Source organism: Elusimicrobiaceae bacterium, from assembly GCA_017520185.1.
Lineage (GTDB): Bacteria > Elusimicrobiota > Elusimicrobia > Elusimicrobiales > Elusimicrobiaceae > Avelusimicrobium.
Window position 1 is genome coordinate 21,178 of the sequence record JAFXGO010000019.1, and the last position, 17,681, is coordinate 38,858.

Consider the following 17,681-nt stretch of genomic DNA (forward strand, 5'->3'; position numbering starts at 1 on the left):
AATGAAACTCTCTAACTATTATGTACCTACTTTAAAAGAAGCCCCCAAAGATGCAGACAACCTTTCTGCCAAACTGATGATCCGTGCAGGACTCATTCGCAAAATGGGCAGTGGACTGTATGAATGGTTGCCGTTAGGATTTAAAGTACTTAAAAAAGTAGAAAACATTGTGCGCGAAGAAATGGACCGCGCCGGTGCGTGTGAAGTATGGTTGCCGGTGGTGCAACCCAAAGAACTCTGGAGTGAAACAGGCCGTTGGGAACATTTCGGCAATCAGCTCTTAAAAATTGAAGACCGCAAAAAAGCCGAATTTTGTGTGGCCCCTACCGCCGAAGAAGTAATTACGGATTTAGCCAGAAAAGATATTTCCTCTTACAAACAACTTCCCGTTTGTTTGTATCAGTTCGGCACCAAATTTCGCGACGAAATTCGCCCTCGCTTTGGCGTGATGCGTGCACGCGAATTTTATATGAAAGATGCTTATTCTTTTGCTGCTACTGATGAGCAAGCCAATGAGTGGTACCAGAAAATGCATGATGCTTATCAGCGCGTTTTCACACGTTGCGGTTTTAAATTCAAAGCCGTAGAAGCCGATACCGGTGCCATTGGCGGTAATTTCTCTCATGAATTTATGGTATTGGCCGACAATGGCGAAGATGTTATTGCCGATTGTCCGTCCTGCGATTATGCCGCCAACACCGAAAAAGCGGAAATTAAAGTTCCTGAGTTTACTATAAATGAAGCAGAATTTAAAGAAATAGAAAAAAGAGATACCCCCAAAGCCTATACCGTAGAAGACGTAGCCAAGATGCTAAACGTCGGTACGGATAAATTAATCAAACTGTTGGTCTTTACCGCTGACGGCGAACCGGTGGTGGCTTTAGTGCGCGGTGATCATGAACTTAATGAACCCAAATTGCGCGCTCTTTTGAAATGCACCGAACTTGAAAAAGCCAGTGAAGAAGTTTATACCCAAGTGACGGGCTCTCCCGTAGGTTTTGCCGGTCCGCAAGGGCTGAAACAACGCAATCCAAAAGTAAAAATTTATGCTGACAATTATGTCAAAGGCGTAGTCAACGGTGTGGCCGGCGGCAACGAATTTGACGTACACGTTATCAATGTCAATCCGTCACGCGATATTGAAGTAGATGCTTATTGTGATCTTAAAATCGCTTCTGAGGGTGACTGCTGTGCCAAATGTGGTGCCAAGTTCAACTTTACACGCGGTATTGAAGTAGGCCACATCTTCAAATTGGGTACCAAATATTCCGAAGCCATGAAAGCGGAATTTTTAACGGAAAAACAAACCTCTGAGCCTTTTATCATGGGTTGCTACGGCATTGGCATTAGCCGCGTGGTGGCTGCCGCCATTGAGCAAAGCCACGATGAAAATGGCATTATTTGGCCTGAGCCGATTGCTCCGTTTAACGTCTCTTTAGTGGCCATTGATTATGACTCTAACCCCGATGTTAAAAAAGCCGCTGATGAATTAACGGCCAAGTTGGAAAACGCGGGACTTACCGTACTCATGGACGACAGAGACGAAAGACCCGGTGTGAAATTTAAAGATGCCGACCTCATGGGTCTGCCCCACCGCGTGGTCATCAGCAGCCGCACCGTCAAAGAAAGTCAGTTTGAGTACAAACACCGCGCAGACAAAGAGGCTGTGCGCAAGAACCTATCCGACATGGATACTTTTGTAGCCGAACTGAAAAAATAAGTTTTAAACAGACGCAAAAACCCCGCCAAATCGGCGGGGTTTTTGAATTTTAACTTCTTGAAAGAGTATCTTTTGATACAATAAAAATTCAACGCAGAGGATCGCTGAGTCCTTCCCTCATTGCATACCCCTTCTGCTAAGAGATAATCACTTATACCTACTTCTTCACATAAATTCTGCCTTTTCTTTTCAGATTTTTAACTTCTACTCTATAAGCCTTTTTCCTTCTCTAAAGATGCCCTCTTTTTTATATAATGTAAGTACTTATCAAAAAGGGGTTTAAGATGGCAAAACGATTTACGGAAAATGCGCAAAAAATTATTCTCATCGCGCAAGAAGAAGCCAAAAGGCTCAATCATGATTACGTCGGCACCGAACATATTATGCTGGGGTTAACAGCACTAGACGGCACTGTATCCAACAAAATATTATCTTCTTTAGGCATTACCTTTCGAAAGGTACGCTTAGAAATAGAAAAGATGGTCGGTATAGGAGATTCTGTAATGCTCTTGGGAGAAATCCCATTTACGCCGCGTGCGAAAAAAGTGCTGGAATTTGCGGTGGAAGAATCGCAAAGTCTAGGTACGGAGCACATCGGTAGCGAACATATTCTACTAGGTCTTGTACGTGAAGAAGAAGGCATGGCTAGTACCATTTTTCAAAATTTAAACGTCACGTTGGATTCCGTACGAGAAAGCACCCTTACTTTTTTAGAAGGGGCACAACCGTCTGATTTAAAAGAAGATTCCACCTCTGATTTCTCTCAAGAATCCGATGAAGAAGATGTTGAAGAAGAAATAGTGGTAGAACGCACTTCCAAAAAAGAAACCAAAAGCAAAACCCCTACGCTAGATGAATATACCCGAGATTTAACGGCACTGGCGGAAAAAGGCTCTTTGGACCCTGTTATCGGCAGAGAAGAAGAAATTGAACGTTTGGTCCAAATTTTGGCCCGCCGCACCAAAAATAATCCCGTCTTAATTGGTGAACCGGGCGTAGGTAAAACCGCCATTGTAGAAGGTCTTGCACAAAAAATGGCCACTGGTGATATTTCCGACGTTTTAAGCGGCAAACGATTGCTGGGCCTAGACTTGGCCTCTGTAGTGGCAGGCACCAAATATCGCGGTGAATTTGAGCAACGTCTTAAAAATATCATTGATGAAGCCGCCGCAGACCGCAATAGTATTATTTTTATAGATGAACTGCATACTCTTATCGGAGCAGGCGCAGCAGAAGGATCTATGGATGCCTCTAACATGCTCAAACCGGCTTTGGCACGTGGAGAAATACAATGCATCGGTGCCACAACCTTCGACGAATATCGTAAATATATTGAATCTGACACCGCTTTTGAACGTCGCTTTCAACCCGTCACGGTAGAGCCGCCCGATGTAGAGCAAACGGTCACCATTTTATCTGGCATACGCCCTAAATTTGAAGAGCACCACAAAGTATTTTTTACAGATGGTGCTGTTCGCGCTGCGGCCGCCATTGCAGACCGTTATATCACTGATCGCGCCATGCCGGACAAAGCCATCGATCTTTTTGACGAGGCCGGTGCGCGCGCTCGCTTGAAGAATTCTGCCATGCCCGATGATGTGCGCCAGCAACAACGCATATATCAAGCCGCTGTGGCCGAAAAAGACCAAGCAATTCGCAACCGTGAATTTGAAAAAGCCACCCAACTCAAAGCCAATGAAGAAGCCTTAAAAAAACAATTGGACGAACTGAAAACCAAGTGGCAGGAAGAACGCAATAATCGCCGTGTGGAAGTGACGGAAGAAGATATTGCTATCGTAGCCTCTAAATGGACCGGCATTCCCGTGACGCGCCTGACGCAAAGCGAAACCGACAAAATTTTGCACATGGAAGATCATTTGCATAAACGCATTATCGGTCAAGAAGAAGCCGTACGCGCCGTTTCTCAGGCCATTCGCCGCAACAGAACGGGGCTAGGAAACCCGCACCGTCCCATTGGGGGATTTTTATTCTTAGGCCCTACCGGTGTAGGAAAAACGGAACTTGCCAAAAGTTTAGCCACTTTCTTATTCGGTGACGAAGAAGCGATGGTGCGGTTGGACATGTCCGAATATATGGAAAAATTTGCCGTATCGCGCTTAATCGGGGCCCCTCCGGGCTATGTAGGCTATGAAGAAGGAGGCCAACTGACCGAAGCCGTACGCCGCCGCCCTTATAGCGTTGTCGTGCTGGACGAGTTAGAAAAGGCCCACCCCGATATCTATAATATTTTGTTGCAAGTATTAGATGAAGGTTCTTTAACCGATAATTTGGGGCATAAAGTAAGTTTTAAAAACTGTGTCATTATCATGACTTCAAACGTCGGTGCACGCCAAATCACCAACAAAGGCAACAGTTTGGGCTTTACCGCTTCTTCCACAGAGGAACAACAACATGCTGAAATGCGCCAACACGTCATGGACGAAGTGAAAAAGACCTTTAATCCTGAATTTATTAACCGTATTGACGAAATTGTGGTTTTCCACTCTTTGGGCAAACAACATATCGGCCAAATTTTAGATCTCTTGCTCAGCAATGTAGAGGCTAAACTGACCGAACGTCAATTAACCTTACAACTGACGCAAGAAGCCAAAGACTTCTTAATTGCAGAAGGCTATGATGAAAAATACGGCGCGCGTCCCCTGTTGCGCACGATACAACGCCTTTTGGAAGACCCGTTAGCAGAAAATATTTTGGTACAACAGTACCCTGCAGGCACTCAAATTATTGTAGACTTAGAAAAAGAAAACAATAAACTTGCTTTTGCACGCGCAGTAGAAACGACCGCCGTGTAATTATTTTTGATCTATCTTGGAGGATTTATGGACGCAAACAAACAAAAAGCATTAGACCTTGCTTTAGGCCAAATTGAAAAAGCCTTCGGCAAAGAAGCCATTTCCATTTTAGGAAACGCCAATGTTAAAAAAGTAGATGCCATTGCTACGGGAGCTTTGTCCTTAGACTTAGCCTTAGGAGTAGGTGGTATTCCTCGCGGACGCGTAATTGAAATTTACGGACCCGAAGCCGGCGGCAAAACCACCCTTTCTTTGCACGTAGCAGCCCAAGCACAAAAAAATGGAGGCGTGGTGGCTTTTATTGATGCCGAACATGCCTTAGATCCCGTATATGCTACTTCTATCGGTGTAAATGTAGATGAACTTTTAATTTCTCAGCCCGACAGTGGCGAACAAGCCTTAGAAATCGCGGAAAAATTGGTCCGTTCCGGCGCTATCGATTTGATCATTATAGACTCCGTAGCCGCCCTTGTACCGCGCGCGGAAATCGAGGGAGAAATGGGAGACTCTCACGTCGGTCTACAAGCCAGACTCATGAGCCAAGCCCTGCGCAAACTCACCAGCATTTTAAATAAAACCAAAACGAGTATTATTTTCATCAACCAACTTCGCCAAAAAATCGGTGTCATGTTCGGCAACCCCGAAACCACACCGGGTGGTTTGGCTTTAAAATTTTACTCCTCTGTACGCATTGACGTGCGCCGCATCGAAAACTTGAAGAAAGGGGATGAAATCATCGGCACTCGCGTGCGCGCCAAAGTGACCAAAAACAAAGTGGCGCCTCCGTATCGCCAAGCCGAATTTACCATGTTGCACGGAGAAGGCATTTCTCGTGAGGCCTGTCTGCTCGATAAAGGGGTGGAAGCCGGCATTTTAGACAAGAGCGGCAGTTGGTTTATCTATGGTGATGAAAAACTAGGTCAAGGTGCGGAAAATGCCCGTCAGTATTTAAAAGACAATCCGCAATTGGCCGCCGAAATAGAAGACAAATTATACGTCAAATATTTAGGCCACCATTACGACGGTTCCAAAGCTCCTAATGCCGCCGAAGCAGAAACGGCTCCTGCCAAAAAAGGCAAGAAATAAGTTTTAAACTCACAAAATACCCCACAAACAGTGGGGTATTTTGATTTTAAAGGTCAAATTTTATATAATAAATAAGAAGTTTTTTCGTACCGATTTTTTGCTGGTTATACAGAAGGTGGTGAAAAAGTAAATGGTTTTTGTGAAAGTCAGAGATGCCGAACACTTGGAAGAGGCTCTCAAACGCTTCAAACGCGAATGCGAAAAAAACGGCATTCTCAAGGAAATCAAACGCCGCGAGACTTATATGCCCCCCAGCGTGAAGCGCAAAATTAAATCTCAAGAAGCGCAACGTCGCGCTCGCCGCACCAAACGTCGGCGCTATTAATTCAAGTAGTTTTCAGGCAATAGTCCAAGGGCAACCGAGGGCTATTGCCTTCTTTAGCATGTGCGCGCGCGAGCGCATACGCGCGTACGATACTTCGACGGTAAACTATGTTTATTGATCAAAACGTTGCTGAAAAAATAAAACAACGCATCGACATTGTGGATTTTGTCCGCCAATATGTGCCACATCTTAAAAAAGCGGGCAAAACGTGGAAGGCTTGTTGTCCTTTTCATAAAGAAAAAACCCCTTCTTTTACCGTCAGCAGCGAAAAAGGCTTGTTTTACTGTTTTGGCTGTCAATCCGGCGGAGATATTTTTGAATTTTTGATGAAAATCGAAAATCTCTCTTTTCATGAAGCGTTGCAAAAATTAGCCGATATTGCCGGAGTGGAGTACAAGCCTACGCATGGATTTTCAGCAGATGAACAAAAGCGTATTGATGCACGCAAAACATTGGATTTTGCCAAAAACTTTTTTCATAAAAATTTAATGTCCGTCGGTGGGGAGTTCGCCCGCAATTATGTAAAAGGGCGCAATCTGACCAAAGAAACCGCGCTTAAGTTTGAGTTGGGTTTTGCCAAAAATGATGCTACGGCTTTGTGCCGAGAAGCGCAAAGTGCAGGATATACCCCCCAACAACTCAAAGAGGTTGGGCTGGGGGTTATTACCGCTTATGGTCCGCGTGATTATTTTCGCGGTCGTTTAATTTTCCCCATCATCAACCAACGTGGGGAAACCGTTGGTTTTGGCGGGCGTATTTTGGCAGAGGGAGAACCGAAATATTTAAACTCCCCCGAAACGTTGCTCTTTAACAAAAGCCAAGTGCTTTACGGTATCAATTTTGCAGGACCCGCCATCAGAAAAGCAGGCAGGGCCCTACTCTTAGAAGGATATATGGACGTGATTGCCTGTCATCAGGCCGGCTTTGAAAATACGGTGGCTCCTTTAGGCACCAGTTTAACGGAAGATCATGCCCGTCTGCTTAAACGTTATACTGATAATGTGGTCGTGCTTTTTGATCCCGATGCAGCCGGTATTAAAGCAGCATTACGTGGGGCTTTAATTTTAATTGAGCAAGGGGTATTTGTAAAGGTAGCGTCTTTGTCTGAGGGGTTAGACCCAGACGAATATATCACCAAATACGGAAAAGAAAACTTTAACTGCGTATTGGACCAAGCACAGGATTTAATAGAGTTTCACACCCAATTACAGTTGAATTTATATCCGCAACCTTTGCAAGCACAAGCCAAAACGGCTATTGTCAATGAACTTGTGGAAACCCTTTTAAAACAACCGGACCCGATTGTGCGCAGAGAATGGGTAAAATATGTAGCCGAAAGAGTGGGAGTAGAGGAGGCTTTGGTATTAGAACGATTGCGCAGTAAAGAATATGCATCCACGCGCTTTCAACATCGTCTCCAAAAGCAAAAACCGGTGCAACAACACTTTACGGAAAAACAAACACATAATGCTGCAGAAGAAAATTTAACAGGATGGTTGTTGCGCTATCCGCAATACGCAGCGGAAAGCAACCATTTAGCAGATTTGTTTGATAGTCAAGCATTGGCGGCTCTTTTAAAAGTTATCTGCCAAGCAGCGGCAGAAAATTCATCTTCGGAAGGATTTATAGATCGTGTGTGTCGGCTGGCTCCCCAAACGGCCAACTTAGCCACCAGGCTCATGATGACGGAACTGCCCAAAGATTTTGAACCGCAGCGTGATATTTCCGCGTGCCGCAAGGCCGTAGAAAGAGAAGCCCTGCAACGGCAACTTAATGCCGTTAGACAACAAATCAAAACTGCCGGTGCCGGACAGGTACCTGCGCAGTTGCTCAAAAAAATGACTGAGCTACAAAACAGATTAAAAAAATTAACGGATAGAGGTACATAACAAATGGCAAATACCGGAAATAAAGCATTAAAAGAATTGGTAGAAATCGGCCAAGAAAGCGGCATGATTTCTTTAGACGAAATTAACCGTTCTTTAAGTTCCAACCTGATGAGTGCCGAAGAAATTGACGGCTTGATGGGTACTTTGGAAGACAAAGGTATCCAAGTAGTAGATGAAAAGAAGTCTAAATCCAGCTCCGCCGAAAAAGAAATATTGACTGAAGATTGGTCCTCCAGTCCGGACATTTCCAACTCTATCCGCATGTATTTGTCTGAAATGGGCCGTGTACCTCTTTTAACCCGCGACGAAGAAATCACTTTAGCTCGCAATATCCGCGAACGCGAAAAAGAACTGCGCAAACTTGTGTTAGAGTCCCCCATCACCATGCGCGAAATTTGCAATTGGGAAGAACTCGTAGACCAAGAGGAAATGACCACCAAAGAATTGATGCCGCGCGGTAAACGCACTACGCGTGAGCTCAATAATATGCGTAAAAAACTCAAAGAAGCGGCTCAGTTTATCGGCAAACGCGAACAAGAAATCACAAAGCTGATGAAGGAATTGCGCGATGAAAACATCTCCGATAAAAAACGCAATCGCAATATTGAACTTTTGGAAGAAAAACAAAAAGAAGTGGTAGCGCGCATTATTAAACTTAACTTAAACCAAAATAAAATTAAACGTTTAACCAATAAAATTAAAAATTTGGCCGACCGCTTGACCGAAACTTCCGGTGATATCAACCGCTTTAATGAATATTTCGGCACATATGAAAACGTCAAAAAACTGGTCAATTCTTATAAAAACAAAAAGATTTCCGAAAAAGAATTTAAAAAGAAAACCAAATTCTCTATTGAAGAATTGGAAAGAGCCTTGACGAATATTGAGGGAGTTCGCGCCCGTCATGAACGCATGGTGGAGGCCTTGCCGATGACGGAAAGAGAATTTTTGTCCTTCAATGACCGCATCGTTTTCTTTGAAAACATGATTTTGCAAGACAAACTCAAACTCATCAAAGCCAACTTGCGTTTGGTGGTCTCTATTGCCAAAAAGCACGTCAATTCTAATTTAGAACTTTCTGACCTGATTCAAGAAGGTGGATTGGGGTTGATGAAAGCGGTAGAGAAATTTGAATATAAACGCGGTTTTAAATTTTCTACCTATGCCACTTGGTGGATTCGCCAAAGCATCAACCGCGCTATCGCAGATCAGGCTAATACTATCCGCATTCCGGTACACATGAAAGAATTAGTTTCCAAACTGACCAAAGTGACCAACAAATTCCGCCAAGAACACGGCAAGGAACCTTCTTTGGAAGATTATGCAAAAACATTGCGTTTACCTGTGGAAAAAGTAAAAAGTGTACTCAAAATCATGCAGGATCCGATTTCTCTCTCCACCCCTATCGGTGAAGACGAAGACTCCAACCTGGAAGATTTTATTGAAGATAAGAGCGGACCGACGCCTACTACGTCTGCGGCTGATTTCTTGCGCAAGCAAGAAGTGGCCGACGTATTGGCCACTCTGTCTGAGCGTGAAGCCAAAATTATCCGCTTGCGCTTTGGGATTGATTCGGGCTATCCGCGCACCTTGGAAGAAGTGGGCAAAATGTTTAATGTGACGCGCGAACGCGTGCGCCAAATTGAAGCCAAAGCCATTCGCAAACTGCGCCACCCCAGCCGCACCAAGATGTTAAAAGATTATCAAGAGTAGAAACAAATCCCCCCGCCAAAAGCGGGGGGATTTATTTTAAAAATTATTTTACTTTCTGATACCATTTAAGTAAATTGCTGCGTAATTGTTGTTTTGCACGTTCTGTGTTTTCTGCTTGAAACAGCATTTCTACTTTATCCAATCTTTCCGCAGAAACATTCTTTGGCTTGGCGGGCGGAGTGATGCTTGCCTCTGACCAAAACTCATCTTTTAAATTTCTTTTTCCATCAAACTTCATCTCTACATAACGGTCCCTTTCGAAAAAATTTTCCCCTTCCTCATAAGATAAAGCACCGCCTTTTCGGGGGTAATAAACCGCAGAAAAAGTTTTAAACTCGCCATCTCCTCCAAAATAGGCTTCATATTTTTTTCCATAAATATAACTATATCTCGTTTTTTTCCGAACCTGATTCCATCCTTCTACCAGCAGAGCCTTTGCTTGATTAGCCACTAAGCGAATTTTTTTATCATAACCATAACTATAATAAACATCTTCCCCTGTAGCCAAATGGGCCCGTACGGGACGCTGGAAAGAATCTGTTTCGAGTACCGTTTCTGCTATGTCAGAAAAAGGATTCATCGTTTTTTGTGTTTCCGGCCGAAAAGAAACATATTTTTGCAAGCCATTGTTATCCTGGAACATCAAAGTCCATGTTAAATCTTCTTGATTAAAATCAATATGATACGAAGCGTTGGTTAAGGTTTTTCCATGACTATAGTAATCTTTAGATTTTCTGCACAAACTTCGCCAACCGGTCTCACCACCGCGGCTAGTACCGCGCGCAATATCTATTAAATTAATAATTCCGTCAGCATCGTCACAGGTGAGTTTTGTGGATTGGCGCATAATACTTCTGCGGGGAGAAGTAGAATGATACACAGAATGCGTCGTGGCATCTTTGCCCAAATCATATTGATCGCTTAGGCCCAAAGAATGACCAATTTCATGCAGGGCAATGGTTTCTTTAGAATAATTTAATCCCTTCGAAATTTTCAACCGAAAGTCATTTCTTGCTATATAAATTATGGGAATATCCGGATTATACTCGCTGTGAGCATGATAGCAACCAAAAGCTCCTTCACCGCAGGTTTGAATTACAAAGTCTTGATCCACAACCGCAATATAAATATCCGGATTATCTATAGAAAAACGAACACTCACTTCTTTATTCAACAATGGTAAAATATCGGCAAATTCTTCCTCTCGTTCCTGTTCTTTAATTTTCTGTGCTGGATAGGCAAACCATTGGTAATAAGAATCCCAAATCATTTTTTCCATCTTTTCCCGTTTATCCACATCTCTAACATCCAGGATCAAGTCTACCACTATTTGTTCTTCTTTTAATACTTTGTGTATCAAATACTTTTCCCCGTTGACACCACTGTCTGTTTGAGAAGGATAATCCCGCAAGGCACCCCACTCTCCTGCAAAAAGAGCATTCATACCACAGAAAATCAAAAGAAAAACTAGCCATTTCTTCATTTAAAAAATCTATTTTTTAGATTTAATTTTTTATTTTTCATCTTTTTTAAATGTTTCTCGCAGAAAATCTTCCACCAAAGGTTTAGCCCCTAGTCCTGCCGCAATTGCAAAAGCCAAACCAAAAGAAGCCAATATCACTACGGCTACATTATTGACAATTTGGCTGGCAATACCCAAATTTTCCACTGCCACAAGTCCGAAGAAAAACACTACAAAACCATAAACGGCCCGTGCCATGACCACACCGCCTTTCAAACCGTTGACTTTAGCCGAATTTTCCATAATATTAGAGAGCAGTTTACCCAACAACAAACCGGCAAATAAAATTAATACCGATACAAAAAGAGTAGGAATAAACTCTAAGAAACGAGTAAACAAATCGCGGATAATTGTCAGGTGCAAAACATCGGCCCCCAGCACCACCGCATAAAAAATAACCGCCCACGCCAACACAAAAGAAATAATATAGGTAGGAGATTTTCCCAACCCGAAACGCATACACAATTCATTCACGCCAAGTTTAGCGGTTTTATCGTCAAAAGAGATTTTATTAAGTAATTTCTTAACGTAAGAACCCACAAAACGAGACAAATAAAGCCCTACTACCAAAATCAGTATCGCCGCCAATAAAGAGCCTAATACACGCCCGGTTTGTTCTGCCAAAGAAATCAAATGTTCACTCACGTTTACGGAAATGGTTTCAAAATTCATAGTGCCTCCTTTTTTGTATTTTATCAAATATTTGTAAAATAAACGTATGGGCACCATTCAATACCTCAAAGGAATCGGACCGGCTAAAGCCAAATTATTTGAACGCTTGGAAATTTTTTCCGTTGCGGATTTATTGCATTATTATCCACGCACCTATCAAGACCGTCGAGAAAATGCCCCCAATGCCGGTTTAAATCCTGTTTCATTGCTGGTATTTAAAGGGCGCGTATTGCGTGTGCAAAATATTCCGGCTCGTTCGGTTTTAATTTTTAAAGCATTTCTGGCAGATGAAAAAAACCGTCAAATAGAATGTACTTGGTTTAAAAAACGATCTTTTGGTTCCTTCCGCTTTGATCCTTTTGCTGCTTTAAAAAAAGATTTCAAAATCAATGCGGAGATTTGGGTAATCGGAAGAAAAGAAAACAGAAACAACTTTTTTGACAATAAAATAACGGTAGAAGAATATTACCCCGTTTCCGATCCGGCCGGCGCGTGGCATGCGGGCAGAATCACCCCTATTTACAGTCTGACAGAAGGCCTGACCAACAAACAGTTCCGTCAATTTATGCAAGAAGCCTTGCAAGAAAGTGAGGCCAAAAACGAGCCGGACATTTTACCCCCCTCTTTAACGCAAAAGCGCAAATTTTTGGCCAGCAACCAAGCCTTGCGCGCGGTTCATTTCCCAAACAGTCTAGCCGAGTTGGAAAATGCCCGCTCCCGTTTGGCATATGAAGAATTTTTACTCTTGGCTACCGCTTGGGGTATCAAACGCACCCAACATAAAATAGCCACCAAAAATTATATTTACCAAATCCAAAAACATTTACTCACCCCTTTTCGTCAAAATTTGGGTTTTGATTTTACCAATAGCCAAAAAAAAGTGATTAATGAAATCTTTGCCGATTTGCAATCTCCGTTGCCGATGAATCGGTTATTACAAGGAGATGTCGGCTCAGGCAAAACGATAGTAGCTCTTTCGGCGATGTTGCTGGCGGTGGAAAACGGGTTTCAAAGCGCGCTGATGGCCCCTACAGAAATATTGGCAGAGCAACATTTTTTAACCTTTCAAAAAATCCTTCATAAACTCAAAGTACCTGTGGCTATATTAACCTCAAGTACCAAAACAGCCGAACGCAAGAAAATATTAGCCGGACTTTCTGATGGCTCCATCTCCATCGTAGTGGGCACTCATGCGCTGATACAAGATGATGTAAAATTTAAAAATTTAACTTTAGCGGTCATAGACGAACAACATCGCTTTGGAGTAAAGCAACGCGGAAAGCTGAAAGAAAAAACCGCCCGCTTAGACCTTTTAACCATGACCGCCACCCCTATTCCGCGCACATTAGCCTTGGCCTTTTACGGAGATTTGGCCGTTTCCACGCTGACAGAACTGCCACCCGGACGCCAACCCATACAAACGCGCCAAGCCGACGAATTTCAGGCCAATCATATCGTAGAAAATGAAATTAAAAAAGGAAGACAGGCCTATATTGTTTATCCCTTAATTGAAGAAAGCGAAAGCATTTCCGCCAAAGCGGTCACGGAAGAATTTGAAAAATTACAAAAAACTTTTCCGCAGTTTAAATTAGCCATGCTACATGGACAAATGAGCCGCAGTGAAAAAGAAAGTGTCATGCAAGACTTTGCCGCCCATAAAACGGATATTTTAGTAGCTACTCCCGTCATTGAAGTAGGCATAGATGTGCCTAATGCCACCGTCATGGTTATTCAAAACGCAGAGCGTTTCGGCTTGGCAAGTTTGCACCAATTACGCGGCAGGGTAGGCAGAGGCAAGCACGAAAGTCATTGCGTTTTGGTGCCTCAGCACAAGTCAAGCCTAGCACGTGAAAGATTGGGCATTATCTGTGATACTTGCGACGGATTTAAAATAGGTGAACGAGATATGCAACTGCGCGGACCGGGTGAAATTTTGGGCACGCGCCAAAGCGGAGAATTGGAGTTTAAAGCAGGGGACCTTTTAAAAGATCACAATATTTTACAATGGGCTATAGAGGACCGAGATGAACTTTTAAAAGAAGACCCTCTGCTTCAAAAACAGGAACATGCCCCTTTTAAACAAAGGCTCATAGAATTGTATCAAAAAAATTGGCACTTAATAGATTTAAGTTAAAAAATAAAAAAGCCTCCCAAAAGGAGGCTTTTTATAGTAAGATTTATTTATCTTCCAATCTGGGAAACAGCGGAGCATATTTCTCGATCTTCCCTGCCGCCAAACGGCGTTGCATTTCTTGGGCCACCGTCGGCATAAAGGGCTCAATCCACTTAGAAATAAAACGAAGTCCGCACACTAATTCCAACAAAACTGCCGAAGCGGCCTCTTTATCGGTTTTAGCCAACTCCCACGGTTTCTTTTCATCTACCAATTTGTTGAGTTCACCGGCAAATCCGTAAATGCTTTCCAATACTTTATCAAAAGCCAGCTCATTATATTGAGCATCAATATTGGCGGCCACTTGCAATGCTCTTTTTTCGGTAGCGCAATCAGCGGCAGCCGTTTCGGGCAAATCACCTACGTTTTTGGCAGCCATATTCAACGTGCGGGAAAGCAAATTGCCGATATTATTGGCCAAATCGGAATTATAGCGATTTTTAAAACTCTGCATAGAGAAATCACCGTCTTGACCGAAGGGCACTTCGCGGAATAAAAAGGCACGCACCGGATCAACACCGTACTTTTCAGCTAGTTCTACCGGGTTTACCACATTGCCCAAAGATTTGGACATTTTTTCCCCTTCTACCGTCCACCAACCGTGCGCAAACACTTTGCTGGGTAGCGGAAGGCCCAATGCCATCAACATAGCAGGCCAAATCACACTGTGAAAACGGAAAATTTCTTTACCGACCATATGCAAATTAGCCGGCCAAAAATCTTCAAATTTTTCTGCACCTACTTTCTTTAAATGTTCTTCATGTTCGGACTTGTCTTCACAAAGCAACGTTCCTGCTCCGGTAGCGGAGACATAGTTAATCAAAGCATCAAACCATACATATACAGTATGTGCCGGGTCAGACACCACCGGTACCCCCCATTTTACTTTGGTGCGGGTGACGGATAAATCTCTTAAACCGCCTTTCACGAAATTAATGATTTCATTAGCGCGGTATTTAGGACTTAAAAAGTCCGGATTATCGGCATAGAATTTAAGTAAAGCATCTTGATATTTGGAAAGTTTAAAGAAATAAGTTTCTTCGTGCACTTCGGTCAACGGACGTTTATGGACAGGGCAAATACCGCCTTCCAACATTTCACTTTCATCGTAATATTGCTCGCAAGACAAACAATATTTACCTGAGTAAGAACCTTTATAAATATCCCCTTGTTTTAAGAGTTTCTCAAAAATAGCCTGCACCACATGTTCATGCTTGGCATCAGTTGTGCGGATAAAATCGTCATAAGAAATATTTAAAACCTTCCACATCGCTTGGTACTGAGCCGATACATTATCTGTCCATTCCTTTGGGGAAACCCCTTGTGCGGCGGCCGATTTTTCAATATTGGCACCATGTTCATCTGTACCTGTTAAGAAGTGCACATCCACCCCTTGTTGACGTTTATAACGAGCCAAAATATCCAAAGCAATCGTCGTATAAGCATGACCGATATGCGGTACGGAATTTACGTAATAGATGGGGGTTGTCACAAAAAATTTCTTACTCATTTTATTCTCCGTCAGCCAAAAAGATCTATTGGGCATTTATCCAAACTCATCAAGGCTGTTTCCACCGTCAACGCAGGGGATACATTGCGCAAAACGGCTATTTTGTAATTTTCTAACTTCTTTAAAATCTGTTGTAATATTTGGCGCTGGGAATAGTTTTCCTCTTTTACCCACGCCTGATGTACGGCCAGAATCAGCACATCAAGCACTGCTTGTGCCTGTTGACGCGCAGCCACCATCGTACGCGGCAATGCAGCCGCTACTGAAGCCGGCCAAGCGGGGCCCTGTGAGGCCGATTGCAAAAGTTCCAATGCTTGTGCAGCATAACGGGCCCGCGTAATGGAGCCTTGCCCGTATTGAGCCGCCAACGCGGCATTTTCCGTTTCTGGCGACACTTGCTCCAAAAGTTGTGCCACCGTTTTTTGCTGCAACGGTGCAAACTGCAAAGGCTGGCAACGTGATAAAATGGTTTTAAGCATGGAGGCCTTTTTATCTGTTAGCAAAATCCATACTGTTTTTTGAGGCGGTTCTTCTATAAATTTAAGCAAGGCATTGGCCGCTTCAGCCTGCATACTCTGGGCCTCATCCACGATAAATACTTTCCAACCGCCTATGGCACTTTTCTGTTGGCTTTTGGCCGTAATATCACGAATAGTGTCCACTTTTATGCGTTGTTGTTTGGCTAGTTCCTTTTCTAATTCTTCTTCGTAATTTTTATCGTTGGGGTCTTTTTTAAGTTCCAGCCTGGCTTGATATAAAAAATCTGCCAGCACCACATCGGCATATCTGCCGGCTGCTATAGCGCGGCAATGCTCACACACACCACAAGAGTCCCCCTCCTGCCGAGCAATAAAATCTTGGCAATTAAGTGCTTTGGCAAACTCCAAAGCGGCTTTTTTCTTTCCTACGCCGGACGGACCACAGAAAAGCATGGCTTGGGGCACATGCCCCATCACACTTTTTTTGAGGTACTGCGTAGCGGCCGCTTGGTCTAAGATTTCATTGAAGGACATAAATCTGTAATATGGTGTTCTTTTAACAGAGAAATCACTTTTTCCCGAATGACATCTACATCGCCGTCAGCATCAATCAAGTGAGCATTTTCGGTACGGCCCAACATGTTTTTATATCCGCGTCTCATGTTTTCTCTAAATTCGCGGTCTTCTCTTTCCAAACGGTCGGAGAATAAATATTCTCCGCGAGAAGAAAAATATTTATCAGACATCAAAAATACCAGTGTTAAATCCGGCTTAATTCCTGTAGTAGCAATGTCATTAAGCGTTTCAATCATTTTCAAATCCAGCCCACGCGCATACCCTTGATAAGCACAGGTGGACATAGTATAACGCTCGCAAATAACAATTTTCCCCTCTTGCAAAGCAGGGATAATTTTTTCCTGCGTATGTTGGGCGCGGCTGGCCTCATAAAGCATCAACTCCGCCACAGGACGAATATCCAAATCCGGCTCCAGCACAATTTGGCGAATTTTTTCAGCCGCCGGCGTACCGCCCGGTTCGCGCGTAAGTACCACATCAAAACCTTGCTCTAACAAATAGTTGTAAAGCAGTTTGGCTTGGGTCGATTTACCGCAACGGTCCGGCCCTTCTAAAACAATAAATTTTCCTTTCATAATTAAGAAATCCCTTCTTCAGATGTGACGATTTGCAATTCTTCTGCGGCAGGACGCGTCCAACGGCTGGCGCGGATATCGGCCAACATAGGTTCCATTTTTTCTTGTGCAGAAACTATCAAATCCACCATTTCGCGGTAGGCTCCGTCTCCGCCGCATCTGGAAGTAATAAAATGAGCCGCTTCTTTGACTACCGCAACGGCATTGGGCACAGTGACGGCAAGGCCCACTTTTTCCAATAGCGGCAAATCGGTTAAATCATCTCCCATATAGGCCACTTCTTCAGCGGTAATTTTTTCCCTTTTCAGCACATCTTCCAGCGGACCCAACTTTGTTAAAAATCCTTGATAAAAGTAGTTCATGCCCAAATTACGCGCACGAGTGATGGTGGTTTCATGACGACGGCCGGTGATGACTCCGCTTTTGATACCACTGCTGCGCAACATCATAACGGCAATGCCGTCTTGGGCATTAAAAGATTTGATTTCTTCCACGCGACCTTCGGGCGTAAGAAAAAAATGCAGTTTTCCATCCGTCCAAATGCCGTCTATATCAGTTAGGACTACTTTGATTTTGCGCGCACGCGCCAAGAGATCTTCATTCATACTTTTATTATAGCAAAAAGCCC

13 protein-coding genes are annotated in these 17,681 nt (G+C 43.4%); 7 read left to right on the plus strand and 6 right to left on the minus strand.

The features are described 5' to 3' along the window. Position 1: 1 nt before the first annotated feature. From IKL48_02620 to IKL48_02645, 6 genes are all read left to right on the plus strand, one after another. Positions 2-1,720: a proline--tRNA ligase gene (locus IKL48_02620; GenBank protein MBR3603568.1), complete on the plus strand. Its 1,719-nt coding sequence runs from the start codon at positions 2-4 to the stop codon at positions 1,718-1,720. A 284-nt stretch (positions 1,721-2,004) separates the two neighbouring features. Beyond that, the gene (locus IKL48_02625; protein ID MBR3603569.1) at positions 2,005-4,533 is read left to right on the plus strand and encodes an ATP-dependent Clp protease ATP-binding subunit; all 2,529 of its coding nucleotides are present in this window, start codon (positions 2,005-2,007) and stop codon (positions 4,531-4,533) included. A gap of 27 nt (positions 4,534-4,560) precedes the next feature. Further along, positions 4,561-5,619 (plus strand): recombinase RecA, encoded by a 1,059-nt coding sequence (gene recA / locus IKL48_02630; GenBank protein MBR3603570.1) that lies wholly within the window; start codon positions 4,561-4,563, stop codon positions 5,617-5,619. 130 nt (positions 5,620-5,749) lie between these two features. Further along, a complete protein-coding gene (locus tag IKL48_02635) occupies positions 5,750-5,944 on the plus strand; it encodes a 30S ribosomal protein S21 (protein MBR3603571.1) in 195 nt (64 codons plus the stop codon). A 107-nt stretch (positions 5,945-6,051) separates the two neighbouring features. Further along, a complete protein-coding gene (locus IKL48_02640) occupies positions 6,052-7,833 on the plus strand; it encodes a DNA primase (GenBank protein ID MBR3603572.1) in 1,782 nt (593 codons plus the stop codon). A gap of 3 nt (positions 7,834-7,836) precedes the next feature. Continuing rightward, positions 7,837-9,546, plus strand: a complete 1,710-nt coding sequence (locus IKL48_02645; GenBank protein MBR3603573.1) for a sigma-70 family RNA polymerase sigma factor — start codon at positions 7,837-7,839, stop codon at positions 9,544-9,546. A 43-nt stretch (positions 9,547-9,589) separates the two neighbouring features. Here IKL48_02645 and IKL48_02650 read toward each other — a convergent pair whose 3' ends face one another. Together IKL48_02650 and IKL48_02655 are read right to left on the minus strand one after the other, a co-directional pair. Next, positions 9,590-11,029 carry a hypothetical protein gene (locus tag IKL48_02650; GenBank protein MBR3603574.1) on the minus strand — a complete coding sequence of 480 codons (1,440 nt, stop codon included), beginning with the start codon at positions 11,027-11,029 and terminating at the stop codon, positions 9,590-9,592. Between the two features lie 30 nt (positions 11,030-11,059). Further along, positions 11,060-11,740, minus strand: a complete 681-nt coding sequence (locus IKL48_02655; protein ID MBR3603575.1) for a hypothetical protein — start codon at positions 11,738-11,740, stop codon at positions 11,060-11,062. A 46-nt stretch (positions 11,741-11,786) separates the two neighbouring features. On the opposite strand from IKL48_02655, the gene recG reads away from it, so the two are divergent. Continuing rightward, positions 11,787-13,874, plus strand: coding sequence for an ATP-dependent DNA helicase RecG (gene recG, locus IKL48_02660; protein ID MBR3603576.1), 2,088 nt, complete (start codon positions 11,787-11,789; stop codon positions 13,872-13,874). Positions 13,875-13,917: 43 nt separating this feature from the next. Here the strand turns inward: recG and metG are convergent, their stop codons facing one another. Genes metG through IKL48_02680 form a run of 4 tightly spaced genes read right to left on the minus strand, consistent with a single transcriptional unit; the run spans position 13,918 to position 17,658 of the window. Next, complete coding sequence (gene metG, locus IKL48_02665; protein ID MBR3603577.1) at positions 13,918-15,423, minus strand: methionine--tRNA ligase; 1,506 nt, start codon at positions 15,421-15,423, stop codon at positions 13,918-13,920. Between the two features lie 11 nt (positions 15,424-15,434). Then, a complete protein-coding gene (holB, locus tag IKL48_02670; GenBank protein ID MBR3603578.1) occupies positions 15,435-16,436 on the minus strand; it encodes a DNA polymerase III subunit delta' in 1,002 nt (333 codons plus the stop codon). Then, positions 16,415-17,053, minus strand: coding sequence for a dTMP kinase (gene tmk, locus IKL48_02675; protein ID MBR3603579.1), 639 nt, complete (start codon positions 17,051-17,053; stop codon positions 16,415-16,417). Before tmk ends, holB begins: the two co-directional genes overlap by 22 nt. A gap of 2 nt (positions 17,054-17,055) precedes the next feature. Then, positions 17,056-17,658 carry an HAD hydrolase family protein gene (locus tag IKL48_02680; GenBank protein MBR3603580.1) on the minus strand — a complete coding sequence of 201 codons (603 nt, stop codon included), beginning with the start codon at positions 17,656-17,658 and terminating at the stop codon, positions 17,056-17,058. Between the last annotated feature and the right edge of the window lie 23 nt (positions 17,659-17,681).